The sequence below is a fragment of the Campylobacter sp. RM9328 genome, assembly GCF_012978615.1.
The window spans coordinates 1-25739 of sequence record NZ_LIWF01000013.1 but is presented as its reverse complement, the minus strand read 5'-3'; the positions used below and the strand labels follow the sequence as shown (position 1 = coordinate 25739).

Below are 25739 nucleotides of genomic sequence, written 5' to 3'. Positions count from 1 at the left end.
ACATATTTTTAACATAATATTATAATAATACTTCAAATTTTTTATAAAAGGATAGAGGATGAAGGTCTCAAAACCGATCGCTACAACTGCGACCATAGCTACTTTTTTCATTGTTGGCGCTACTGGTGTTTTTATGTTTTTTGATCTTAAAAATTATGGGATCAAAACCATACACGAATATGTCGGTATAGCAATGGTATTAGCGTGTGTGCTACATATATTTGCTAATCTTGCGCCGTTTAAGAAATATTTCAGTGGCAAAAAGCTTGGATTTATCAGTGGTGCTATCGTGCTTTGCGTGATATTTATGCTATTTGCTCCAAATTCAAAATCAGCACAAAAAGAGCTTTATTCTAGCTTTATGGCCGTTAATTTAAATAACGCAATAATAGCTTTTAATAGCGATAAAACTGCAATTGAAAACTATCTAAATAGTAAAAATATCAAATTTGAAGATATAAATCTTAAAGAGTTTATCGCTAAGAATAATTTAAATGAAGCTGAATTTATAAAAATCCTTATAAAACGCTAATCCAAGAGCCTTTTTGGCTCTTTTTTATAAAATGAGCCAATCATAGCTGGTAGCAAAATCAAAGCCCCTAAAAGCATCATAATCATAACCAAATCAGTCAAAATCCCAAAGTATATAGTCGGCCAAAAATTCGATAAACTCATCACACTAAAGCCCAAAAATATCGCAAATGAAGTATAATACATCGCATATCCGATGCTTAAATGAGAGTTTATAATAGAGCGATTTGTAGAGTAAATTCGATTTTCGTTTTTAAATCTATGGATATAGTGGATTATATCATCCACGCCGATCCCAAGGCTGATTGCTGCGATGGTGATACTCATTATATCAAGCGAAATTCCAGCGATTCCCATCACGCCAAAGACAAAACAAAGTGGCACTAAATTAGCGATAATTGCGATAATTGATAGTTTAAGACTTCTAAAAATAACCAAAAATACCAAAAATAGAGCCAAAAGCACAAAGATAATCGTATCAGCTTGAGAGCTAAATAGAGCTTGAAGCATATTGTTATAAAGCACCATAACTCCAGCCACTTCTACTTTGAGTGGCTCATCTTTGAGCAGATTTTCTAAATCTGCTTTTAATGATTTTATAAACTCATCTCGCTTTAAATTTGGGTCGCTATCAAGTGTTCTAATGCTAAATCTAGCTTCGTTATTTTCTATATTTAGATATGGGGTTAAAATCAACTCTTTATACTCATTTGGTAGATTGCTATATATGAGTGAGAGAGCTAGTGGATCAAGTTCTTTGCCGCTATTTATACTCTTGCCAACTTCTAATAAGGTTGCTAAGGAGCCGACATTACCGATAAATTCACGCTCTTGTAGGAATTTATCAACTTTTTTTATGATATCAAGCTTATAAGAGTTAAACCAATACTCCGGCGAATTATCACTAAATTCATCTTCAAACTCACCCAAATCTTCATCGCTATAATCCATCTTTGCTGGAGTAAATTTGATAATCACATCAAGTGGAATTGTCCCACCTAGTTCTGTATCAATGACCTTCATACCTTGATAAATTTCGGTATTTGATTTAAAATACCCTATAAAGCTATTTTCGACTCTTAACTTACTAATACCATAAATCCCAATTATAACTATAATAAAACTGATAAAATATATATTTTTTGGTCTATTAATCGCTATCTTAGCACACCAATGTGTGAATTTGAAATTATTTTCAAAGCTCATTTTTGGCTCTTTTTTCTTAAGCAACACAAGCAAACTGCCAAAGACAAAAAACGCCACCAAAAGCGATATAGAGATACTCACGCTCATCATCATCCCAAGCATAATAATAGGCTTAATATCGCTTAAGCAAAGTGATGAAAATCCAATCACAGTGGTAAAAATCGCAAAAAAACAAGGCTTGAATTTAGATCTTAAAGTCAGATAAACTAGCTGAATATTTGTATAATCCCTATGCTTTAAATATAACTCACGATACGCCACTATCAAATGTATAACCACAGAGATAGTGATAATCAACTGAAGTGCTATATAATTAGAGCTAATAACCGTAATCTCATATCCCAATAGCCCAAATAGCCCACTAGCCAAAATCACACTCAAAAAGCAGACAATAATAGGCAACACCACAAATCTCATCTGCTTAAAAAAGAGCCACAAACAAAGCCCAAGCAAAAATAAAACGCTACTTCCATATATTACCAAATCATTTTTGACAAAGCTTATCATATCATCAGCGATCATATTAATCCCGCCTAGAAATATCCTCTCATCGCCCTTATGACGCTCTATAATCTCTCTTATTTTGACGATGCTTTCATGCTCAAAAATGCGTATAGAATCTCTATATTTTTTAAACTCAATCTCTAATTTCGCCAACTCTTCTTTGGCTTTTGGGCTATTTTCTGCTTTTAAAGCGGCCCTTTGGTTAAGAAAATTAGCATAAATCTCATCATTTTTTAAATTCACAACAATCGAAGTAGTCTTAAAATCAGCACTCACAAGCGAATTTTTGTATAATGGGCTGGTTGTTAGCTCCTTTTGGGCTGCGTTAAGATCGATATTTGGTTTGCTTAGATTTGGGACATTTTCTATAAGTTCGCTAATAGTTAAATTTGGATTATTAGTTAGAAGTGGTGCTTTTAAGATAGAAAACACAGAATCTACTATTGGTAAATTTTCTAAATCCTTTGATATAGCCGCAATCTTATCTAAGCTACTTTGGCTTAGTAAATTTGAATTTGGCCTATAAGCAATTATAAGGAAATTTTTGCTCTCGTATCGCTTTGTAATCTCTCTATAAATTGCTAGATCTTTGTCATTTTCTAAAAGCAGAGTTTGCGTTGAGGCATCAATTTCTAATTTATATGAAAATATCCCTATTATAATAGATATTGCTAGGCTTAACACCAAGGTTAATTTAGGAAATAAGACTATAAATTTAAATATTTTTTTCATTTAGTTGAGTTATTATCTAAATTTACACTTTGTAATCTCTTTATAATCTCGCTAAAATCAGCATTTTGACTCAAATCACTAAATTGACTTCTATAACTTTGTATGATACTCACACCCAAAATATCAATATCATAAATTATATAATCCTGCCCATTAGCCGGATGAAATTTCAACACCAAAGAGTAATCTTCGTTCTTACTTTTTATCACCGCATAGGCGTTATATCTATTTTTGTTTGTTAGCTCACCTTTGACAAACTCAATCTCTTGGTCGCTATAATATCCAAGCTTTTGAGAAAATGAGAGCTTTAAATTTGATATAAATAGCTTTGTAAATTCATCTTGCTTAGCCTTATCTAAGCTTTTATATAGCTTAGAAAGCGACAATCTCGCCATCAAAGAGTAATCAAAATAACCATCAAAAATCTCAAAAATCTTAAGTGGCTTGCGCTCTTTATCAATGCTATTATCGCTCATTATATTAAGAGCTTTTTTGAAATCACTCTTTAAGGTTTCATCAATATTTTTAAGCTCTATACCAAAAGCAATTGAGCATACCAAAAATAACAAAAATATAATTTTTCTCATATTTTACTCCTGAATTTGTGCGTTTCTGCGTTGTTCATATCCATCTTTTAAAAATAGATATAGATCTATAGCACCACTTGTAAGTCTATTATAAAGCTCTGGGTCTTTGGAGCCTTCATTGATTACATTCCATGATTTAGGAATTAAATTTAAATGAAAATATTTGTTAGCATCATCAGTAAATATCTCATTGGTATAACTCAATGGATTAATGAAAAAGTCCCCACTCATACCTATTAAATCACGCAAATTTGATTGCCCAAGTATCGGCAATACAATAGGAAATCCACTACCCACGCCCCAATATCCAAGAGTCTGCCCTAAATCTTCGTCTCGCTTTTTAAGTCCATATACATTAGTTGCTACATCGCTAATGCCACCAAAACCAACAATAGTATTAGCTATAAATCTTAGGCTCTCTTCGCCGGCATTTGTAAATTTCAATTGTAAAATATTGTTTATAAATCTAATAGGAAACATTAAATTATCAAAAAAATTGCTTATAGCATCTTTGGCTGGGTCAGGCATCACATAGTCATAACCCTTAAAAGTCGGTATCAAAAGATTTTGATATATTATATGGTTAAATTCAGTCATAACTCTATTATACCCACTAAGCGGATCAAAGCTATCTTGCGGGGCATACTCATCTTCAAATGAGTCAATATCGCTAGCAAAAGAGCTAATAATAAAGACAAAACTAACCACAAAAATCCTAAGCATCTATCAACTCCGAAAATAAAAAGGCTGGTATTATATTAAATAATAGCTTAAGTTTAATATAAATAATAAATTTATTACATTTTATCTATAATTATTTTAATTTTTGCCAAATTGTTAATAAAAAATATTATAATAACCTAAAAAATAAATTTTAAAAAGAGGTTTTTATGAAAGCCCAAATAAAACTTGAACTATTTTTAAATGACGAAGTGGCACTTTTGCCAAAACATATCAAACTTTTAAAAGCACTAGATGAGACTAGAAGCATTACCAAAGCCGCAACCGCAGTAGATATCTCATACAAAAATGCTTGGGATTGCTTAGATCTACTTAATTCCAAAGCCAAAGAGCCGCTAATTTTAAGAGTTGATGGAAAGAGAAAAAACAGCGGTAGCGAATTAAGTCAATACGCAAAAGATATGATAGATAGATATGATGCGATATTAAAGGCTCAAAATGAATTTTTAAATGAAATTTGCACCTACTCAGACAACAATATAATAAGCAATCTAAAAAGGATAAACATGAAATTAAGTGCCAAAAATCAGCTTCAAGCTACAATCACAGATATCGAAACGGGTGCTGTAAATAGCCAAATCACTGCTAAATTAAGCGATGGAGTGTTACTAAAATCCATAATCACCATCGATAGTCAAAAAGAGTTAAATTTAGAAGTTGGTAAAGAGGTAATATTTGTCTTTAAAGCATCAAGCGTGATTTTAGCCAAAACCGATGATAAAGAGCTTAAAATCTCTGCTTCTAACAAACTAAAAGGCAATGTAACCCAAGCAACTTTAGGTGCAGTAAATGCCAAAATCGCCGTAAATATAGGCGATAATCAGACAATACACGCTATCATCACTAACGAATCTGCCCAAGATATGAGAATCAATGTCGGTGATGAAGTTGAGTTATTTATCAAAGCTAGCCATATTATAATCGCTACACAAGCTTAGAATATTTTCTTTTGTTGGCTTAATCAAAATAGCTAAATTTAAGCCAACAAAGCTATTTTTAAAATATAAATATATAATTTATATTAATATAAAAATTTATATTTATCCATTATTTACATTTTTTTCATATAATTTTCAAATATAAATTTACAATATAAAGGATAGATATGAGATCATTTCTACTACTTTTAGCCTTTGTGGTTTGCTCTTTTGCTTCAACACTCAATGTAGCCGCAGCGGCAAATACGGCCTATGTCTTAGAAGAGATAAAAAGCGAATTTATCAAACTTCACCCAGATGCTAAAATCAACATAACATTAGGCTCAAGCGGTAAATTAGTAGCCCAAATCAAAAATGGTGCCCCTTTTGATCTATTTTTAAGCGCAAATATAGATTTCGCTGATACACTCTATAAAGATGGTTTTGCCCTTAATAAACCTGTTATTTATACTAGCGGAAGCGTGGCTATTTTGAGCGTTAGAGGCTATGAACCAAGCCTAAACTCATTAAAAAACAAAGATATAAAAACAATAATAATAGCCAACCCAAAAACTGCCCCATACGGTGCTGCCACGATAGAAGCATTTAAAAATGCTGGAATTTATGATGAGATTAAAGATAAAATCATTGAAGCAAACAGCATAGGCGATGCTCTAAATCAAACTATAAAAGCTGGCGATATCGGTTTTGTCGCAGCTAGTGCTTTGAAGGCTGAACAGATGCTACAATATACAAATTATGCTATTTTAGATGGCTCACTTCATACTAGTATAGACCAAGCAATGGTAATTCTAAATCATGGTAAAGAAAATAAATTAGCTAAAGATTTTTATGATTACTTGCTTAGCAAGCCGGCTCAAGATATATTTGTTAAATTTGGATATAAAGCGATTAATTAGGCGAATTTATGATCCATTTCCACTGCCAAAAGTCCTTTGATGGATTTAAGCTTGATCTTGAATTTAAGATAAATAATGGCGAATTTATCGCATTATATGGCAAAAGTGGCAGTGGTAAAAGCACGATATTAAGGCTACTTGCTGGATTTGATAAGCCTGATAGCGGAGTTATTAGCAGTGATGGGGTGATATATTATAACAAAGATATATTTTTGCCCCCACAAAAGCGAAATATCGGATATCTTTTTCAAGATTATGCTCTATTTCCTAATATGAGTGTGATACAAAATCTACTATTTGCCAAAAATGATATTAAATTTGCTACTGAATTACTAGAATTAGCCGAGCTTTTAGAGTTTCAAAACGCCTATCCGCACACACTCTCTGGCGGTCAAAAGCAACGCACAGCCCTAGCAAGGGCTTTGATGAGGCGACCTAAAATCTTGCTTTTAGATGAGCCTTTATCTGCTTTAGATGCGAAATTACGCATTAAACTCCAAGACTACTTAAGCCAAATTCACAAAAAATATAATATGAGTATAATCTTAGTTAGCCACGATAAACACGAAATTTACAGACTAGCTAACCATATTTATGAGATTGACAATGGCAAAATCATCCAAAGTGGCACCCCAAAAGAGCTATTTTTAAGCTCAAATTTGGATCAAAATATCAATCTATTAGCTACAATTTTAGAGATAAATAGCCAAAGCATAACCTGCGAATACGCAAATCAAATTTACAAAATTCCAACTACAAATATCAATAAATTTAAAATCGGAGATACCATCACTCTAAGCACACAAATATCAAATTTAAAGGTGGATATATGATAGATTGGACGCCACTATTATTGTCATTTAAACTAGCTATTATATCTACGATTATACTCTTTATCATATCTATATTTTTCGCTTATATCGTTGCTAGATGTGAGTTTAAATTTAAGCCTGTTTTAGAAAGCGTGATATCCTTGCCACTTGTATTGCCGCCTTCGGTGCTTGGATTTTATATCTTGATACTCTTATCGCCATACTCATTTTTGGGCGAATTTATGGAAAAATATTTTGATATTAGGCTTGTTTTTAATTTCAGCGGTCTTGTGATTGCTAGTTGTATTTACTCATTGCCCTTTATGTTTTCGCCGATTTTATCAGGTTTTAAATCCCTGCCAAATTCGCTTATAGAAGCTAGTTATAGCCTTGGCAAAGGCAAGCTTACTACCTTGTTTCGTGTCGCTATGCCAAATATCAAGCCATCACTTTTGAGCGCTATTATCATTAGTTTTGCTCACACTTTGGGCGAATTTGGAGTGATTTTAATGATAGGCGGAAGCATAGAAGGCAAGACTAAGGTAGCTAGTATCGCTATTTATGACGCTGTTGAGATATTGGATTATAAACTTGCGCATATATATTCAGCAATTATGCTTATCATTAGCTTTAGTGTTTTGTTTTTAGTCTATTTCATAAACCAAAAAATAGAGAAAAAATAGTATAATACCTAAATTTATTTTAGGGGATTTTGATGAAAAATATATTTTTTTGCCTTATAATTAGCTTGGTATTTTTAGGTTGTAGTAGCCCTGCTTTTACTAGTTATCTCTCAACTTCTAATCCGATTTTTATCACTGAAAATATAAAAGGCAAGAGCTTTAGTATATCTTCACAAAATTTCAGCGAAAACTTTGAAAATAATCTAAGCTCTGCCCTAATCCAAAATGGCTATAAAAAAGCTACCAAAAATCCAGATATCGCAATCAAAATTACGCTAAATTACCTACGCCAAAATAGCGATATTAAGAATAATAATTTTATGGAATTTGGCTTTGGTAGTGGCGGATTTAGGCATGTTGGCTTTGGTAGTGGCTTTGGGAATGGATACGAAAATGAGTATTTTTACGATGCTCAAGCCTCGCTTTTCATCGCTCTTAAAGATAGCAATAATTATCAAACGAATTTAAATCTCCAAAGCCAAAAATCTAGCTTTGAGCACTCTCAAACTCAAGCTATGGATAGCTTTGAGCTTAAAATAATATCTAAAATTATTGAAATTTTAAATGGATTTTAGCCCGAATTTAGCCACAAAAGTTGATTAAAATAGTATATTTTTAACCATTAAAATAAACATAATTATATATAGGCCAAGCGCCAATCTTTTTTGAATATTTTTATCAACTTTATGGCCAAATTTTACACCAAAATATACCCCAATTATAGACCCAATCCCAATTGTAAGTCCACTTTTATAATCCACAAGTCCGGCATTTGCTAAGCTTATAAGCCCAGAAAATGAGCTAAATATAACAAAAAATAGCCCAATTGATATGGCTTTTTTGATATCCATTTTCAAAAATCCAACAAATATCGGTGTTAAAAATAACGCCCCGCCAATCCCAGCCGATATCGCCACAGCACCTACTAAAACCCCCACACCAAACATTATAAATTTAGATATCTCTTTAGGATTATCATTTTTCACATCTGCTTGAAAAAATTTAATTATCGCCACCATTAACATAAATAACACCACAAATTTCAAAGCGATACTAGGCATAATCGATACTATAAATCCACTAAAACTAGCCCCCACAAGTCCGCCGATACCAACCACAATCCCATCATTTAAAACCAATTTTTTATTTTTATAATTCACATAGCTACCAAATAGCGCCCCCATAAACATCTGAAGCACACTAATACCAATCGCACTTTTAATATCAAAACCCAAATTTAAAAGTATCGGCACCAAAATTGTCCCACCACCAATGCCAAAAAACCCACTAATACACCCCACACCAACACCGATAGCGACAAAAATGGCAACCGCCCATAAAAGGCTCATATCACCTAAAATCACACTAAATCCATCAACCATTTTTCTACCTTAAATTTGATTTGAAATTATATTAATCCTAAGATAAAATCTAGCTTTGAAATACTAAATTTTAAGATTGATAAAGAAAATTTTTTGTATAATATTTTTTTAAAAAAACTTTTTGGAGATAAGATGCTTTTACTCTATGATCCAACCATATATTTTAAAGAAATTTTACGCCAATATCCAAAATCCTATCTAGCCGAAGATGAGACTCAAGCAATCATCGGAATTGATTGTGAGTATATCAGCGGAGATGACTTTGGCAAATTAAACGATATAATCAAAAATGGCAAAAAAATCTCAAATTTCGCCGGGCTTTTTGGCGTTTTAAGCTATGAAGCAGTATATAAATTTGAAAAAATCGGCGAGCTTAAACCCGCATTATATGAGTTTCCATTATATCATTATAGCGACGCTAAAGCCTATCTTCACTATGACAAACAAAGTAAAATTTATAGCTTTTATGGCGATAGCAACTACTTTAATAATCTTAAAGATATTAAGCCACTTAAATCAGATAAAAGCTATTTTTACACCATTAAAAGCGACTTAAATAGCCAAAAAGCCGACTATTTAAAGATGATTGAAACGGCTAAAAATTATATAAAAAATGGCGATATTTTCCAAGTAGTCTTATCCAAAACTTTAGAGCTTCAAAGCGATTTTGATCCGCTTGAATTTTATGAAATTTTAAAATCACAAAATCCTAGCCCATATATGTTTTACTACCCAAGTGAATTTGGAACCATCGTAGGTAGTAGCCCAGAGCTAGTAGTAGAGATCAAAAAGGGCATAATCCACACAAGCCCAATTGCTGGAACAAGAAAACGAGGGATTGATGCTAATGAAGATGAAATTATAAAAAATGAGCTTTTAAATGATGAAAAAGAGCTTAGTGAGCATAGAATGTTAATTGATTTAGCTAGAAATGATATAGGCAAATTCGCACTTCCAAGTAGCGTAAAAGTGATAAATCCTATACATATTAAGCTTTATGAAAGCGTAATGCATATCGTAAGCGATATATACGCAGAGCTTAAAAGCTCATCATCAGCGATGGATGCGATCACTACGATATTTCCTGCTGGCACACTTAGCGGTAGCCCAAAGATAAGAGCGATGCAAATTATAAATGAGCTTGAAGAGCATAGCCGTGGAATTTATGGTGGTGGGATTGGATTTTGGCATTTTAATGGTGATATGCAAATGGCGATTTTGATTCGTTCAGCTATATTTGTGCCAAATTCAGATTCCAATCGTGTATTTATCGGTGCTGGAGCTGGAATCGTATGGGATAGCATAGCTCAAAATGAGTATGAAGAGATCTGTAACAAACGCAAAAGCTGTCTAAAAATCTTCGAACAATACGCAACCAAAAAGGGATAAATAATGATTTTAATGATTGATAATTATGATAGTTTTGTCTATAATATCTATCAATATATCTTAGACACAACTAATGAGCCTATAAAATGCGTTAGAAATGATGAGATCACAATTGATGAAATCAAAGCCTTAAATCCATCTAAAATCATCCTAAGCCCAGGGCCAAAACACCCTAAAGATAGTGGCGTTTGCTTAGATATTTTAAGGGCGAATTTAGGCATTCCTATACTTGGAATTTGCCTTGGGCATCAAGCTATCGGGCTAGTTTATGGTGCTGATATCAAGGTACTTGACACCCCGGTACATGGCAAAATATCCCAAATTCATATCCAACAAAATAGCCTTATATTTAATGGCTTACCAACTGAATTTAGCGTGATGAGATACCACTCTTTATATGTAGATAATCTACCACCAAACTTACAAGCCACAGCTTATAGCAGCGATGGGGTTTTGATGGCGTTAGAAGATAGTAAAAATCAAATTTTTGGGATACAATTTCACCCTGAAAGTTTCTTTAGCCAATATGGCAAACAGATAATAGCGAACTTCGTCTCACTAAATAAAAAAGATAATGAAGAGCCTAAAAAAGCCAATTTCGCACCATTTCTTACCAAGCTCCAAAAGGGCTTTGCCCTTGATAGCAAGGATTATGAGGTAATATGCAAAGAGATTTATAACAAAAATTATGATGAAGTCCAGCTTGGGGCTTTGCTAGTTTTAATAAGCGAAAAATCCCTATATCCAGATAGTTTAGCAGCACTTGTGAAAAATATACTAAAATACTCAACTACATATAGTGATAACTCCAAAATGATGGATATAGTAGGCACAGGTGGTGATGGTTTAAAAACGATAAATATCTCCACAACAACAGCCTTCATACTAGCATCTTTGGGTATCAAAGTAGCCAAACACGGCAACAAAGCCATAACCTCCAAAAGCGGTAGTAGCGATGTTTTAGGTCAAATAGGCATAAATCCTGGTAGTGATATCGAGCATTTGAAATTTAAACTCAATAACCAAAATTTAGCCTTTTTTCATGCTCCATATTTTCACCCTATTACAGCTAGCGTGCGTGATGTGAGATTAAGGCTTGGTGTGGGAACCGTCTTTAATATCCTTGGCCCACTTCTAAATCCAAATTTAAGCCTTAGCAATCAAGTAGTAGGCAACTACCTTGAAGAGGTAAATGAGTTAATCGCAGCTACTTTGCTAAATTTAGGTCGCAAACACGCTATAGTAGTCCATGGAATGGACTCTATGGATGAGATAACACTTTGCGATGAGACTCTAATCCACGAAGTCAAAGATGGCAAAATACTAGAATACAAGATCACGCCAGAGCAATTTGGCTTTAAAAGGGCATTCCACTCTGATATTGCCGGCGGCGATGCTAGTTACAATGCCGAAATTTTAAAAGCCACGCTAAAAGGCGAGCTTAGTGGGCCAAAATTTGATATAGTGCTTTTAAATGCGATGTTTGCTCTATATACAGTAGATGGTGCTAGCTCTCCACTAGAAGCTAAGGAGATAATCTTAAATGCGATTAAATCTGGCAAGGTTTGGGAGTTTTATCAAAGCTATATTAAAAGGCAGTAAATGAGCGAGAATAAAGAGTATCTAAGTGAGCAATTAATCAGCTATCTAGGCAATAAACGCTCACTCCTATCAAATATCACCAAAGTGATAACTGATATCAAAAATAATCTTGCCAAAAGCAAGATATCATTTGCTGATGTTTTTAGTGGTAGCGGCATAGTCGCAAGAGCTGCTAAATCCCATTCTAGCATAATCTTTGCCAATGATTTAGAGAGATACTCATACATTATAAACTCATGTTATCTATCAAATTCAAATCCAAATTTGATAGATAATCTATCTAAATATTTTACTCAAATTCAAAATAATTTCACCCCAAAAGAGAGCTTTATAAGCGAACTTTACGCACCAAAAAATGATGAAAATATCCAAAAAAATGAAAGAGTTTTTTACTCTAGGCAAAATGCGTTAATTTTAGGCGGTTTAAGAGATGAAATATCTAAAATTCCAACTGAATTTCAAAAATATTTTATCGCTCCACTGCTTAGCCAAGCCTCCATTCATTCTAATACCGGTGGGGTTTTCAAAGGATTTTATAAAGACAAAGATGGTGTTGGTAAATTTGGCGGACAGGGCGAAAATGCATTGAGGCGAATTCTAGGTAAAATAGAGCTAAAGATGCCGATTTTTTCAAATTTTCAAAGTGAATTTGAGGTTTTCCAAAATGACGCTTTGGAATTCGCCAAATCCATATCAAAAGTTGATATAGCCTATTTTGACCCACCTTATAATCAACATCCTTATGGCTCAAACTACTTTATGTTAAATTTAATTAGCGATTTTAAAGCTCCAAATATAGAGCAAATTAGCAGAGTTAGCGGCATACCAAACGACTGGAACCGCTCAAAATATAATAAAAAAGCTAAAGCGAGCGATGAATTTTTCAACCTTTTAAGCGAATTTAAAGCCAAATATCTAATCATCTCATTTAACTCAGATGGCTTTATCAGTATGAATGATTTTTTGATAAATTTAGCAAAAATTGGCGAGGTTAATAAGGTAGAGATCAAATACCCAACTTACAGAGCTAGTAGAAATTTAAACTCAAGAGATTTATATGTCACAGAGTATCTTTATATCATCAAAAAGGATATGAGATGAAGCCATTAATCAAAATTTGCGGTATCAAAAATTTAAACGAAGCCAAAAATGTATGCGAGTGCGAATTTGACGGTCAAAGAGTGGATTTCATCGGTGTGATTTTTGCTCAGAGTAAAAGGCAAGTTAGTTTAGAAATGGCTAAAAATATTGCTGATTTGGCTCATAAATTTGGTATAAAAGTTGTTGGAGTATTTGCTGGGATTGAGTTTGATAAGATAGCTAAGATAGTGAATTTAGCGAATTTAGACGCTGCTCAAATCTATGAAAAAGTAGATGATAAAGCCAAATTTGATTGCGAAGTGTGGCAAGTTTTTAGCGTGGATGAATCGTTGCCTGAGCTTAATGGGAGTTATGATAAAGTATTATTTGATACAAAAGGTGAAAAAAGGGGTGGAAATGGGGTTAAATTTAATTGGGATTTACTAAAAAATTTAGATATCAAATTTGGTTTAGCCGGCGGAATCGGTGTAGAAAATTTAAAAGAAGCTATGAAGCTTAAACCAAATTTAATTGATATAAATAGCAAAATAGAAGATGAGTTTGGGTTTAAAGATAGCAAAAAGGTATATGAAATTTTAAAAATAGTTAATTTAGGAGATTTAAGATGAATGCAAAAGCCTATTTTGGTAAATATGGTGGCCAATTTGTCCCTGAAACCGTGATGAGCGCATTAAATGAGCTGGAAGTTGCTTATGAAAAGATAGCTAGTAGCGATGAGTTTAAGGCTGAGTTAAATGAGCTTTTAAGAGATTATGTAGGCAGACCAAGCCCATTGTATCACGCCAAAAGGCTAAGTGAGCATTATGGGCATGATATCTATCTAAAAAGAGAAGATCTCAATCACACAGGAGCTCACAAGATCAATAACGCCCTAGCCCAAGCTTTGCTTGCCAAAAAAATGGGTAAAAAAAAGGTCTTAGCCGAAACAGGTGCTGGCCAACACGGCGTGGCTACTGCGACTGCAGCGGCGCTTTTGGGTTTGGAGTGTGATGTTTATATGGGTGAATGCGATACCAAAAGACAGGCTCTAAATGTCTATAAAATGCAGCTTTTAGGGGCTAATGTAGTTCCTATTAGCGATGGACTTGGCACGCTTAAAGAGGCCACCACGGCAGCTATTCAAGCGTGGGTAAATGAGATAGAAACAAGATTTTATGTGATCGGTTCAGCTGTTGGACCTCATCCATACCCAAAAATCGTTAGAGATTTCCAAAGCATAATTGGCACTGAAGCCAAAGCACAATTAGATGAAAAAGGCGTAAAAGCTGATTATATCATCGCTTGCGTTGGCGGTGGGAGTAATGCTATTGGGATATTTTCAGCTTTTTTAGATGATCCAAGTGTAAATATAATAGGCGTAGAAGCCGCTGGGCTTGGTATAGAGACTAAATACCACGCAGCGACTCTAACTAAGGGTGCTGATGGCATAATCCATGGGATGAAAACCATCGTTTTACAAGATGAATTTGGAATGATTTTGCCCGTTCATAGCATAAGTGCGGGGCTTGATTATCCAGGTGTTGGGCCCGAGCATGCGCATTTACAAGATATAGGTAGAGTGAGCTACTACGCTGTTAGTGATGATGAGTGTATAAATGCCCTAAGACTTCTATCAAAATTAGAAGGGATAATACCAGCTATTGAGAGCTCTCACGCCCTAGCCTATTTAGATAAGCTCTGCCCAACCTTAGATAAACGATCAAATATCGTAGTCAATGTAAGTGGTAGGGGTGATAAGGATATGCATACTATAATGGAGTATAAAAAAGGAACAATCTATGGATAAAATATCAGCTGCTTTTAATGGTAAAAAGGCAAATATCGGATATATTTTAGCTGGATATCCAAGCTTAGAATATACAAAAGAGTTTTTGAATTTATTAGATGATAGTATCTTGGATTTAGTAGAAGTGGGAATACCATATTCTGATCCATTGGCCGATGGAAAAGTGATCGCAAATGCCGCTTTTAAAGCGTGTGAAAATGGGGTAAATACAACAAAGGTATTTAATATGCTAAAAGAGGTAAAAACCAAAAAAGCCTTAGTATTTTTAGTCTATTATAATATCATCTTAACTTATGGCGAAGATAGATTTTTACAAGATAGCAAAGATTGTGGAATTAGCGGAATTTTAGTCCCTGATATGCCTTTTGAAGAGAGTAGCAAATTCGCCAAAAAATGCGAAGAATACGGCATCTCACTCATAAGATTAATCGCTCCTACAAGCACCAAAAGGTCAAAAGAGATATTAAGCAAAGCTAATGGTTTTATCTATGCTGTAGGCTCTTTAGGCGTAACTGGCGGGGAACAAAGCTCAATTGATAGATTAAAAGATATGATTAAAACTATAAAAGACAATACCACTTTGCCTGTCGCCATAGGCTTTGGGGTTAAAAATGCTGGCGATGTCAAAAAGGTAAAAGAGTATGCTGATGGAGCAATCATAGGCACTAAGATTATAGAAATCACAAGTGAATTTGACCCACAAACCGCTCACAAAAAGATAAAAGAGCTATTTGAATAGATATAAATTTGGCTAAATTTGCGATAATAATTTAGCCAAAAAATCTATAAATATTCTCTTTTAAAGTTAAATTTTGTATAATACCATCCAAAACTCGAGGAGATTATAATGCTAAATGCTATTAACTACGCTACTAAGCACTTTTGCAGTGATATTTTTGGATACAAACTAGAAGAGGGAAAGAGCCTAGGCAAAGATCTATATGGTGCTAGCATTCCGATATATAAAGATGGCGAAGAGATCCAATTTTATCTATACTTCAAAAAAGAGACATTAGAGCTATTTGTAGATAAATTATTTAATAAAGAAGAAGGCAAAAAGACAGATCTAGGCGATTTAAGCAGAGAAGTAGCCAATCAAATCGTAGGATACGCCAAAAATCTCTTAAATGACAATAACAATGGAAATTACAAACTTGGCACACCTGAATTTTTAGGTAAAGTTGAGAGATTTCCAGTTAGACTTGAAAAATCACAAATATTTAAAATGAAAAACAAAACATTTAAAATAGGCTACAAAAGAGCATGAACGATACAGATCTAAGCCCAAATGGCTTATTTCACGGCTATGATGAGCTACTTGATATAGGGGTGGAGTTTATCAGCGATCTTGGTATGACTACAATTAGCGTTAGAGAGCTTTTAAAACTAGAAATCGGCTCTGTTATAGACCTAGAAAAGCCAGCCGGAGAGAGTGTAGAGTTATATATAAATAACAGAATATTTGGCAAAGGCGAGGTAATGGTATATGAGAAAAATCTCGCAATCCGTATAAATGAGATATTAGACTCTAAATCTGTAATCCAATATTTCAAAAGAGAGCAGTTATGAAAATTTTGCTTTTAATGATAATATCCTTGCCACTTTGGGCTGTGAATTTGCTCACTCATAATATCTATGAAAGAGATGAGAGAGTTGATATTATGCTAAGCTTTGACGCTCCATATAGTGGCACTATAAAGCAACAAAACAACAATCAAACAACCAATATAATCTTAGATAGCGTATCAACCAAAGACAAAATCAATAAAGCTATAAAATCCAATATCTTACAAAACATACAGATCGCCTCTGCTAATAACACAACTATATTAGAGCTAAAATCATCAAAGCCAATCTCTATAATAGCATCTAAAACAAGCGATAAATTTGGCCTTAGAATTCGCATAACACCACAAACAAAGCCAAATCAAACCGCCACAACCAAACCCACACCAAAAGAGCTATCACTACCCAATATCCCAACCAAAAAAGATAGTCAAGATGATATCTATACGAACTATGTTATCGTAATTTTAGTGCTATTTACACTATTTGTATTTTCTATGTATCTTAAAACCAAATACGCTAAGAAAAATTTAAAATCCAAAGCCCCTAACCCCAAAGATCAAACCCCAAAGATCAATCCAAACCCAAAACCATTTGAAATATCTACGCAAAATATCTCAAATTCAGCCAAACCAAATAGTAATCTAAGCTGGAATTTAGATAATGAAAGCGTAGATATAATCTATGAAAAACCACTAGATGAACAAAATAAAGTAATCTTGCTAAACTACGAAAACCAAAAATATCTAGTTTTAGTAGGTAGTTCAAATGTGCTTTTGGATAAGTTTGGCGAAGAGAAGATAAAAAATAAAGATGATTTTGAGCTATTTTTTCAAGAGAACAAGCAAAAGCTTGGAAACTACCTTCAAGAGCGTAAAAATGCCTTAAATAGCTACAAAGATATGATGGATAAAGAGTAAATTTAATCTTAAAATAAAGGAAAAAAATGAGTATCAAAAATTTAGATGATTTAAAAAATTTTACCGATGAGATACGCTCCAAAGCTGGATATAAAGACCCAATCGCCTTTGCCATAGGCAGAAGCATCAAGGGCAAATCAGGCAAGACAATAAGCGTAAATTACGCAGTGGTAAATATGAATGAAAATTATGGAAGCGCCGCTGTATTAAGCTGGGCAATTGAGAAAAATGGGATAAAAATCGATAATAGCACAAGCGAATTTATAGCACCTATTAATTCAAGCATTGTTAGCGACGCTTTGGATATTTTCGATTTTTTAGTTGATGAGTGCGAAGGCGATAAACACAAAAATATCCAAAATTTACTAATCTTAGATGAGATTTTAAGTGAAGACGAATTAGAATCCGACGCTCAATTTGTAGTTACATTTTTATATAGCGATGAAGCGCCAAAAAGCGTTGAAGCCGTATATCTAAAACTATATCTACTATCATTAAACAAAGCTGAAATTAGAAGCTTGAATTTAAATGGCGCCTTTGGGATACTCCCAAATTTAGCTTGGGATAGCGATGGAAATCCGCACGAGCTAGATCACCTAAGAGAGAATGAAATTTGGCTAAAAATGAAAGGCTGGTATCCAAATATCGTAAGCGTAGACAAATTCCCACGCTACCTAAATCACATAATCCCAAGTGACAATACTAGAATTCTAGATAGCGCTAAGGTCAGAATGGGCGCAGTATTAGCCCCAGGCACCACCATAATGCCTGGCGCTGCGTATGTCAATTTCAACTCAGGCACCACCGGCGCTGTGATGGTAGAAGGTAGAGTATCAAGCTCGGTCAAAGTAGGCGATGGTAGCGATATAGGTGGCGGTGCTAGTATCTTAGGGGTACTTAGCGGCACAAATGGCAACCCAATTAGCATAGGCAAAAGATGCTTATTAGGCGCAAATTCAGTCACAGGTGTCCCGCTCGGCGATGATTGTATCGTAGATGCAGGTATTGCTATCTTAGAGGGTACAAAGGTATTTATAAATGACAAAGAAGCCCTTCAAAAGCTAAATCCTACATTTGAATTTAACCAAGACATCTATAAGGCTTCTCAACTAGCGAATTTAAATGGAATTCACTATCGCCAAAATAGCCAAACAGGTCAAATCACAGCCAACATCAGCAAAAGAGCGATCAAACTAAATGCCGATTTACACTAAGGATACAAAATGGTTGAAATCAAAGGCCTAACTCATCGTTTTGGCTCGCAACTGCTCTTTGAAGATGTAAATTTGAAGCTAAATTCACACAATCGCTATGGCCTAATTGGCGCAAACGGTGCTGGAAAATCTACATTTTTAAAGATTTTAAGCGGCCAAATAGAACACACTAGCGGCGATATAATTATAGAATCTAATAAAAAAATCGGCGTCTTAGGCCAAGATCAATTCGCTTTTGAAAACTTCAGCTTAAAAGAGGCTGTTTTATGGGGAAACAAAAGACTATATGATGCGATAAAAGAGAAAGAAAAATTATATCTAAGCGAAGAATTCACAGATGAAATTAATGAGCGTTTAAGCGAACTTGAGATTATCACTGCTGAAGAGGATCCAACATATGAGTATGAGACAAGAATAGAAAAAATCCTAAGCTCACTTGGCTTACATGAGTATGATAAATTAATGAGCCAAATCGAAAGCAGCGATAAGGTAAAAGTCTTGCTCGCTCAAGTGCTATTTCCTAAGCCTGATATTTTATTTCTTGATGAGCCGACAAACAACCTTGATATCGATGCTATCGCTTGGCTAGAAAGAGAGTTAATCAACCATGAAGGCACGCTAGTAGTAATCAGCCACGATAGGCACTTTTTAAATAGAGTTTGTACGCATATTTTGGATGTGGATTTTAAACAAATTAGAGAATTTAGCGGCAACTATGACGATTGGTATATCGCAGCAAATTTAGTATCCAAACAAGCTGAAATGGAGCGTGATAAGAAGTTAAAAGAGCGTGAAGAGCTTGAGAAATTTATAGCTAGATTTAGTGCTAATGCCAGCAAAGCCAAACAAGCCACAAGTAGAGCCAAACAGCTTGAAAAACTCCAAATCAATGAGATCAAAACATCTAGCCGCCGTGATCCTAGCATATTATTTAGGATTAATCGTGAGATCGGAAATGAGCTAATCGAGCTAAAATCAGTAAGCAAAAAATTTGATAATAATGTAATTTTGGATAATTTCAATTTTAAGATGAATAAAGGCGATAAAATCGCAATCATCGGCACAAACGGCGTTGGCAAAACCACTTTGTGTAAAATTCTCACAAGTGAATTGTCAGCAGATAGCGGAGATATTCATATCGGCGCTACAATCGAGCTAGGCTACTTCGCTCAAGATAGCTCAAACAAAATCACAGGCAACCATAAATTATACGAGTGGCTTCAAGACTCTAAAAACAAAGATCTAGATGAGATACGCAAATGCCTTGGTAGAATGCTATTTAGCGGCGCTGAACAAGAAAAAGAAGTTGGCAGTCTAAGCGGTGGCGAAAAACATAGATTAATGCTATCTAAGCTTATGCTACAAAGGGCGAATTTGCTTATCTTAGATGAGCCAAATAACCATCTTGATCTTGAAGCTATCATCGCTTTAGGCGAGGCGCTTTATAATTTTAGTGGTAGTTGTATCTGCGTAAGCCACGATAGAGAGCTTATAGATGCTTTTGCTAATAGAATTTTACACCTTAAAGGTAATGGCCAAATCGTGGATTTTAAAGGTAGTTATGAAGAGTATAGAGTCGCTTATGGATTGGATGAAAAATGATACAAATTTGGCTTAACTCAAATTCCATCACCATAAAAGCCAATTCCACCCTTGCCGAGCTAATAAAATCACAAGGCTATGATGGTGCCAGAGTCGCCGCTGAAATAGATATGCAAATCATCCCAAAAGTCAAATGGGGTGAGTTTATCATAAAAGATGGTATGAAAATTGAAATTGTAGAATTCGTAGGTGGTGGATAAGGTTATATTTAGATCCATTATATAATGGATCTAAATCTTGACTATTTTGCTTGATTATCTTGCTTGATATCTCTAAATTTCAGTGTTGCTACTATAAATATCACAAAGGATAAAATAGATAAAATCATTGAGATATCGCCCATAAATGTGCCACCGCTAACAGGAAATCTTCTAACATTACTAACCATAATATTTATAACAATAATAAGCTCAATAATTCCAGTAATTACTGCTAAAATCCCAAGATACAAGCTATATATAAAGTATTTTTCATTTGTTACATAAGCTAAGGTTTTATACCATTTAAAAAGCATATAAATACAAACAACTAAAAAAATTAAACCAAATATAAGGCTAAAATATGGAAAACCATTATTATAAAAAGTAGGAATTAAATTTTCTACAAATGCTTTAGTACAGATAAAGACCATGACACACGATATAAGCATATAGGCATAATATTTTATAAGTGCTAAAGAGTTAGCAAGTTTAGACAAACAAAAGCTCACCCAACCCATCAAAACAACAGATAAAACAGTAAAGAAATAGTAAAAAAACCCGCTAAATTCCGGATAAGCCGCATAAGAATTAATAGCATTTATCAAAATAGCAATAATGATAAAAATCTTTACAGGATGGATATTAATAGCCAAAATATTGTTTTTTGCTTCATTTAGATCCAAAAAGGCATATTTAGAATCTATCTTTGGTAAATTTGTATTTTGTAAGCTACCACCAATAGAGCCGAAATTTGGCGAAAAGCTTTTGCTAATAATATAAATTTCAACAGCTTTTCCATCTTTTATATCAAAATCAACCTCCAAACCCTCTATCTTACTATTTTCATTAAGATTTTTTATGGCATCTTCATCATAATAATATCTATTGCCATCTTCGCCGCTAATGGCACCGGCACCTAAAATTTTCCCCTTCATTAAACACTCCTTAAATTAAAATTTAATCAATATCACAATTATATCAAATTACAAAGCCATTTAGACAAAATTTAAATTCAATCAAACAAAAAGTGGCTTAAATAAAGCCACAAGCCAAATTTAACTTATAAAATAATCCCCATCAAAGCTAACAAGCGAATATTTACGCTCACTTCCTAGCCCTGTAGTTAGCTCATCAATACTTAAAAACTCCAAGCTATCCGCACCAATAAATTTACACACCTCTCTAGCATCCATCCTAGCGCTGATTAACTCTTCATAACTTGGCGTATCGATACCATATCTACAAGGATGTTTGATCTCAGGAGCGGCAATTTTCATATGAATTTCCCTGGCACCAGCATTGCGAAGCAGCTCTACAATCTTCTTGCTAGTTGTCCCTCGCACTATGCTATCATCGATTACTACAATGCTTTTGCCTTTTAAGACACTACTCATAGGATTTAATTTTAATTTAACCTTAAGGTTTCTCATCTCTTGGGTTGGCTCTATAAAAGTCCTACCCACATAGTGATTTCTCACAATCGCCATCTCAAATGGGATTTTACTCCTAGCAGCATACCCCAAAGCCGCAGGCACACCAGAGTCCGGCACCGGCACGACAAAATCAGCCTTACAAGTGGATTTATCAGCTAGAATTTCACCAAGCTTTTTTCTAATCTCATATACATTTTTACCATCTATCACACTATCAGGTCTAGCAAAATATATATACTCAAAAGCACAAATTCTAGGGTCTTTAGTCTCAAATAGATCTATACTTTTAAATAAGCTTTTGCCCTCTTCAAATATAATCATCTCGCCAGGCGCTACATCACGCACAAATGTAGCCCCCACCAGATCAAAAGCACAGCTCTCACTAGCTACGATATATCCACCATCTTTTAATCTACCTATGCTAAGAGGCCTAACGCCGTATGGATCACGCACCACAAACATCTTAGAGCGACTCAAAATCAACAAACAATACGCCCCAACGATCTGCCCCAAAGCCTCTATAATGCGATCTTGTAAATTCTCTTTTTTGCTTTTAGCTATTAAATGTAAGATATTTTCTGTATCCATATTGGATTGAAATATCGCACCATCTTCGATTAATCGCTCCCTAACTTCATATTTATTAATCAAATTTCCATTATGAACGATACTAATCTCACCCAAAGAGTATTTCGCACTCACTGGCTGAGCATCTAGCACACTATCGCTTCCAGCGGTTGAATATCTATTATGCCCTATAGCCATCTGCCCTTGTAATATCTCAAAGCTAGCGCTATTAAAAACCTCAGTTACTAAGCCTCTATTTTTAATAGTTTTAATCTGATGATTATAACTAGAGCTAATCCCGCTTGCCTCTTGCCCTCTATGCTGCATAGAAAATAGCCCATAATACGCCGTTTTAGCCGCATCTTTTGAATTTATTACCCCTACTATCGCACACATTTTATATCCCTAAAGCATCATATATTGTATATAATTTTGGCTCTTTATTAGCTAGCCAAATTCCTGCTTTTATCGCACCTTTAGCAAATGTAGCCCTACTTGTAGCTGTGTGATTGAGCTCTATATACTCACCATCGTTATAAAATCCAACCGTATGCCTACCCACGATATCACCACCACGAAGCGACATTACGGCTATTTCATTTTTACTTCTGGGACCCATCATCCCATCACGACCACTAATCCTAACATTTGATAAATTCAAATTCCTACCCCTAGCAGCATGCTCCCCAAGAGTCAAAGCAGTGCCACTTGGTGCGTCAATTTTATTGCGATGATGCATCTCAATAATCTCAATATCAAATTCACTTAGCACCCTACTAGCTATCTCAGTTAAGCGATTTAGCACCGCTACACCTAGACTCATATTTGTAGCTTGAAGTATCGGCATAGTAGCACTTGCTAGTTTGATTAGTTCGCCTCCTTCATCGCCTAGCCCAGTTGTGCCTATAACTAGTGGCTTTGGATTTGTCCTAGCGTAATTAATCAAATTTATAGATGCCTTTGCGATACTAAAATCAATCACCACATCGCTATTATCAAACAAAACATCATATTTATCAGTAACTATCACACCATCATCCACGCTCATAGGCTCTATAGTGTATGCTACTGATAATTTAGCGTTATTAAGCCCTTTTAAATTTGCGATTATCTCGCTTCCCATCTTGCCACTTGCCCCATGCAAACCTATACGAATCATCATCGCCCTTTTTGGATAAATTAAAACTTTATTCTAGCTAAAAAAAGATAAAAAATAGCAAATTTACAAATATGATTTAAGTCTATACCTTCCGCAAAATCATTTTTAATAAATCTTAAAGAGTTTTAATAAAATTTTAAATTTACTAAAAAAGATTTGGGGCGGATAACTGGGAAAGCTCATTTAAGACTTCAAATTTTTACTAAAATTTTTAGTTTTAGCAAATTTAAATTTTGAATTTATTTTTCTTTTTTGTAGATTTAGAATATTATATAAATTTATTATTATAAGTTTATTTTATTTTTTAAGTGGGAAGGGGAGCGCTTTTTTGGCAGACGCTACCCCTTCCCCCTTAACAACCCCTAACCCCCTGTAAAAGCCTTCTATTTCTAACTTCGCAGGTCAGCAAAGCCGACCTTTGCGATGAAGGGCTACGCCCTTTCAAAACCCCTAAAGCCCCGCAAGCGGGGTACCCCATTGCTGTGCTTCGCACAGATTTAACTAATTTTATTAAAAACTCTTTTGAGCTTTTAATAAAATTTTAAACTTGCTAAAAAAGATTTGGGGTGGATAACTGGGGTACCCCACGAAGTGGGGCTTTAGGTGAGTCAAGGGCGAATGAGTTACATTCCAAATTTTCGCCACAAAACAACCATTTAAGGTTGTTTTGCTATTGCGAAAATTTTATCGCAAAGACTAGCTTTGCTAGTCTGCGAAGTAAAGAAATAAAAATAATTTAAACCTGTGCGAAGACAGATTAAATTATTGTAACAATCTTAAAATATTTTGTTGGACAGCGTTGGCTTGGCTCATGGCGTAGCTACCACTTTGAGCTAGGATATTGAATTTAGAGAAATTTGCACTCTCACTAGCAAAATCCACATCCCTTATCTGACTTTCAGCTGATTTGACATTGACTTGGGTAACTGTGATGTTATTGATAGTTGCTACTAATTGATTTTGGACTGAGCCTAGATCTGCTCTTAATTTATCTAATGTTTTTCTAGCTGATTCTGCTACATCTACCATAGCTTGAGCTCCGCCGTAAGTATTTACCCCACCGGCTTGGTCGCCCCAGCCAATTCCAGCTGTTGAAGCACCACCATCAAAGTAACCCATTGCTTTAGCTAAGGTTGCGCTTACCGTACCCGAGTTCATATATTTTAAATTTACACTAGCTTGATTATATGAAGTAGAAGCTATACTTGCCTGACTAATTGTAGCACCCATATTTGTAAAATTAGATACTACAGACAATCCATTAATACCTATTTTAATATCTCTAGCATCTTGGCGAACAAAGGTTAATTGACCTAAAAATATCGCACCGCCACCATCGCTACCATTAGATGCCCCTGTTGTATCGCCACCCATATATTTAGCAGTATCAGAGAAAGCCCCAACTCTAATAGCTCTACCATCTTTAGCGGCTAGGACTAATTTGCCATTATTCAAGCTAGCCTCTACACCGGTTTCATCTTTTTTAGCGTTGATTGCTGCGATTAAGGTATTATCGCTATCATTTGCTTTTACAGTTACATTACCTATAGTTACGCCATTGATAGTTAAATTTTGGATTGTTCCAGTAGAAATTGCATCGCTAAAAATTTGAGTGTTATTTACATTTGCTTTAATGCCAGTTTTATCGCTTACGCCATTAATCATTTCAGCGATTGCTTTAAATCCATCTGTTTGCATTGTTCCAGAAGCTATTTTTTGAAATTCATAACCGCTAGGATAGCCATCTATACCACTGAGTTTTATAGTAAATCCACTAATAGCAGAATAATTAGAATGTACAACATTACAGATTGTCTCAAACCTAGTATGCCCAATTGTATTTGAGTTTGTAGCACCTATGCTTACTTTGGCTGTTTCATTGCTATAAGCACCTATTTGGAAGTTTTTATTTGAAAAATTTCCATTTAAGAGTTGTTGGCCATTAAAGCTTGTAGTAGTAGCTATCATATCTAGCTCTTCAAGAAGTCTTGAGATATCATTTTGAAGAGCTCTTCTAGAATCACTATTTTGACCATCTTGAGCTGCTTGGATAGCTTTGGTTTTAATAGTATCAAGTATTTTAATCTGTTCATCCATAGCTTTATCAGCTGTTTGAACTATACCTATTGCGTCATTACCATTAGATATAGCTTGACCTAATGAGTTAGCTTGGCTTTTTAATGAG

26 protein-coding genes are annotated in these 25739 nt (G+C 34.5%); 18 read left to right on the top strand and 8 right to left on the bottom strand.

The window, feature by feature from the left end; genetic code table 11:
- Positions 1–58: 58 nt before the first annotated feature.
- Complete coding sequence (locus CCAL9328_RS08715) at positions 59–532, top strand: DUF4405 domain-containing protein (protein WP_096015141.1); 474 nt, start codon at positions 59–61, stop codon at positions 530–532.
- Here CCAL9328_RS08715 and CCAL9328_RS08710 read toward each other — a convergent pair.
- The 3 genes from CCAL9328_RS08710 to CCAL9328_RS08700 are packed head-to-tail and all read right to left on the bottom strand — an operon-like array spanning position 529 to position 4283.
- Complete coding sequence (locus CCAL9328_RS08710) at positions 529–2973, bottom strand: efflux RND transporter permease subunit (protein WP_170000457.1); 2445 nt, start codon at positions 2971–2973, stop codon at positions 529–531. The genes CCAL9328_RS08715 and CCAL9328_RS08710 overlap by 4 nt on opposite strands.
- Positions 2970–3560: a Tgt2/MlaC family protein gene (locus CCAL9328_RS08705; protein WP_170000456.1), complete on the bottom strand. Its 591-nt coding sequence runs from the start codon at positions 3558–3560 to the stop codon at positions 2970–2972. Before CCAL9328_RS08705 ends, CCAL9328_RS08710 begins: the two co-directional genes overlap by 4 nt.
- 3 nt (positions 3561–3563) lie before the next feature.
- Entirely contained in the window at positions 3564–4283 is a 720-nt protein-coding gene (locus CCAL9328_RS08700) for an MlaA family lipoprotein (RefSeq protein WP_096015143.1), read from the bottom strand.
- 167 nt (positions 4284–4450) lie between these two features.
- On the opposite strand from CCAL9328_RS08700, the gene CCAL9328_RS08695 reads away from it, so the two are divergent.
- From CCAL9328_RS08695 to CCAL9328_RS08675, 5 genes are all read left to right on the top strand, one after another.
- The gene (locus CCAL9328_RS08695) at positions 4451–5239 is read left to right on the top strand and encodes a TOBE domain-containing protein (RefSeq protein ID WP_096014183.1); all 789 of its coding nucleotides are present in this window, start codon (positions 4451–4453) and stop codon (positions 5237–5239) included.
- 167 nt (positions 5240–5406) lie between these two features.
- On the top strand, positions 5407–6138 hold the full coding sequence (gene modA, locus CCAL9328_RS08690) for a molybdate ABC transporter substrate-binding protein (protein ID WP_086281058.1): 732 nt from the start codon (positions 5407–5409) through the stop codon (positions 6136–6138).
- 8 nt (positions 6139–6146) lie between these two features.
- Positions 6147–6971, top strand: coding sequence for a sulfate/molybdate ABC transporter ATP-binding protein (locus CCAL9328_RS08685; RefSeq protein ID WP_170000455.1), 825 nt, complete (start codon positions 6147–6149; stop codon positions 6969–6971).
- The gene (modB, locus tag CCAL9328_RS08680) at positions 6968–7633 is read left to right on the top strand and encodes a molybdate ABC transporter permease subunit (protein WP_096030365.1); all 666 of its coding nucleotides are present in this window, start codon (positions 6968–6970) and stop codon (positions 7631–7633) included. Before CCAL9328_RS08685 ends, modB begins: the two co-directional genes overlap by 4 nt.
- Positions 7634–7665: 32 nt before the next feature.
- Positions 7666–8208, top strand: a complete 543-nt coding sequence (locus tag CCAL9328_RS08675; RefSeq protein ID WP_170000454.1) for a putative periplasmic lipoprotein — start codon at positions 7666–7668, stop codon at positions 8206–8208.
- A gap of 24 nt (positions 8209–8232) precedes the next feature.
- Here the strand turns inward: CCAL9328_RS08675 and CCAL9328_RS08670 are convergent, their stop codons facing one another.
- The gene (locus CCAL9328_RS08670; protein ID WP_236842729.1) at positions 8233–9015 is read right to left on the bottom strand and encodes a sulfite exporter TauE/SafE family protein; all 783 of its coding nucleotides are present in this window, start codon (positions 9013–9015) and stop codon (positions 8233–8235) included.
- A 132-nt stretch (positions 9016–9147) separates the two neighbouring features.
- Here CCAL9328_RS08670 and CCAL9328_RS10935 point away from each other — a divergent pair, with 132 nt between their 5' ends.
- The 12 genes from CCAL9328_RS10935 to thiS all read left to right on the top strand — a co-directional run bounded on the left by CCAL9328_RS10935 (position 9148) and on the right by thiS (position 20395).
- Positions 9148–10404 (top strand): anthranilate synthase component I family protein, encoded by a 1257-nt coding sequence (locus tag CCAL9328_RS10935; RefSeq protein WP_180381743.1) that lies wholly within the window; start codon positions 9148–9150, stop codon positions 10402–10404.
- A 3-nt stretch (positions 10405–10407) separates the two neighbouring features.
- A complete protein-coding gene (gene trpD / locus CCAL9328_RS10930) occupies positions 10408–12006 on the top strand; it encodes an anthranilate phosphoribosyltransferase (protein WP_211436842.1) in 1599 nt (532 codons plus the stop codon).
- Positions 12007–13107 (top strand): DNA adenine methylase, encoded by a 1101-nt coding sequence (locus CCAL9328_RS08660; RefSeq protein WP_170000453.1) that lies wholly within the window; start codon positions 12007–12009, stop codon positions 13105–13107. It begins immediately after the preceding gene.
- Complete coding sequence (locus CCAL9328_RS08655) at positions 13104–13715, top strand: phosphoribosylanthranilate isomerase (RefSeq protein ID WP_170000452.1); 612 nt, start codon at positions 13104–13106, stop codon at positions 13713–13715. Before CCAL9328_RS08660 ends, CCAL9328_RS08655 begins: the two co-directional genes overlap by 4 nt.
- Positions 13712–14893, top strand: coding sequence for a tryptophan synthase subunit beta (gene trpB / locus CCAL9328_RS08650; protein ID WP_086270291.1), 1182 nt, complete (start codon positions 13712–13714; stop codon positions 14891–14893). The genes CCAL9328_RS08655 and trpB overlap by 4 nt, the downstream gene beginning before the upstream one ends.
- The gene (gene trpA / locus CCAL9328_RS08645; RefSeq protein WP_170000451.1) at positions 14886–15632 is read left to right on the top strand and encodes a tryptophan synthase subunit alpha; all 747 of its coding nucleotides are present in this window, start codon (positions 14886–14888) and stop codon (positions 15630–15632) included. The genes trpB and trpA overlap by 8 nt, the downstream gene beginning before the upstream one ends.
- Before the next feature lie 108 nt (positions 15633–15740).
- Positions 15741–16160, top strand: coding sequence for a chemotaxis protein CheX (locus CCAL9328_RS08640; RefSeq protein WP_096014194.1), 420 nt, complete (start codon positions 15741–15743; stop codon positions 16158–16160).
- Positions 16157–16462: a flagellar motor switch protein FliN gene (fliN, locus tag CCAL9328_RS08635; RefSeq protein WP_096014195.1), complete on the top strand. Its 306-nt coding sequence runs from the start codon at positions 16157–16159 to the stop codon at positions 16460–16462. The genes CCAL9328_RS08640 and fliN overlap by 4 nt, the downstream gene beginning before the upstream one ends.
- A complete protein-coding gene (locus CCAL9328_RS08630; RefSeq protein WP_170000450.1) occupies positions 16459–17379 on the top strand; it encodes an ABC transporter permease in 921 nt (306 codons plus the stop codon). The genes fliN and CCAL9328_RS08630 overlap by 4 nt, the downstream gene beginning before the upstream one ends.
- A gap of 26 nt (positions 17380–17405) precedes the next feature.
- Positions 17406–18593 (top strand): 2,3,4,5-tetrahydropyridine-2,6-carboxylate N-succinyltransferase, encoded by a 1188-nt coding sequence (locus tag CCAL9328_RS08625; RefSeq protein WP_096015712.1) that lies wholly within the window; start codon positions 17406–17408, stop codon positions 18591–18593.
- Positions 18594–18602: 9 nt separating this feature from the next.
- Positions 18603–20195, top strand: coding sequence for an ABC-F family ATP-binding cassette domain-containing protein (locus tag CCAL9328_RS08620; RefSeq protein ID WP_170000449.1), 1593 nt, complete (start codon positions 18603–18605; stop codon positions 20193–20195).
- Positions 20192–20395 carry a sulfur carrier protein ThiS gene (thiS, locus tag CCAL9328_RS08615; RefSeq protein WP_096014199.1) on the top strand — a complete coding sequence of 68 codons (204 nt, stop codon included), beginning with the start codon at positions 20192–20194 and terminating at the stop codon, positions 20393–20395. Before CCAL9328_RS08620 ends, thiS begins: the two co-directional genes overlap by 4 nt.
- Before the next feature lie 41 nt (positions 20396–20436).
- Here the strand turns inward: thiS and CCAL9328_RS08610 are convergent, their stop codons facing one another.
- From CCAL9328_RS08610 to CCAL9328_RS08595, 4 genes are all read right to left on the bottom strand, one after another.
- On the bottom strand, positions 20437–21330 hold the full coding sequence (locus CCAL9328_RS08610) for a hypothetical protein (protein ID WP_096030360.1): 894 nt from the start codon (positions 21328–21330) through the stop codon (positions 20437–20439).
- 120 nt (positions 21331–21450) lie between these two features.
- The gene (gene purF, locus CCAL9328_RS08605) at positions 21451–22791 is read right to left on the bottom strand and encodes an amidophosphoribosyltransferase (RefSeq protein WP_170000448.1); all 1341 of its coding nucleotides are present in this window, start codon (positions 22789–22791) and stop codon (positions 21451–21453) included.
- A 1-nt stretch (position 22792) separates the two neighbouring features.
- On the bottom strand, positions 22793–23554 hold the full coding sequence (gene dapB, locus CCAL9328_RS08600; RefSeq protein WP_086243581.1) for a 4-hydroxy-tetrahydrodipicolinate reductase: 762 nt from the start codon (positions 23552–23554) through the stop codon (positions 22793–22795).
- A gap of 762 nt (positions 23555–24316) precedes the next feature.
- A partial coding sequence (locus tag CCAL9328_RS08595) for a flagellin B (RefSeq protein WP_170000447.1) occupies positions 24317–25739 on the bottom strand: 1423 nt, incomplete at its 5' end.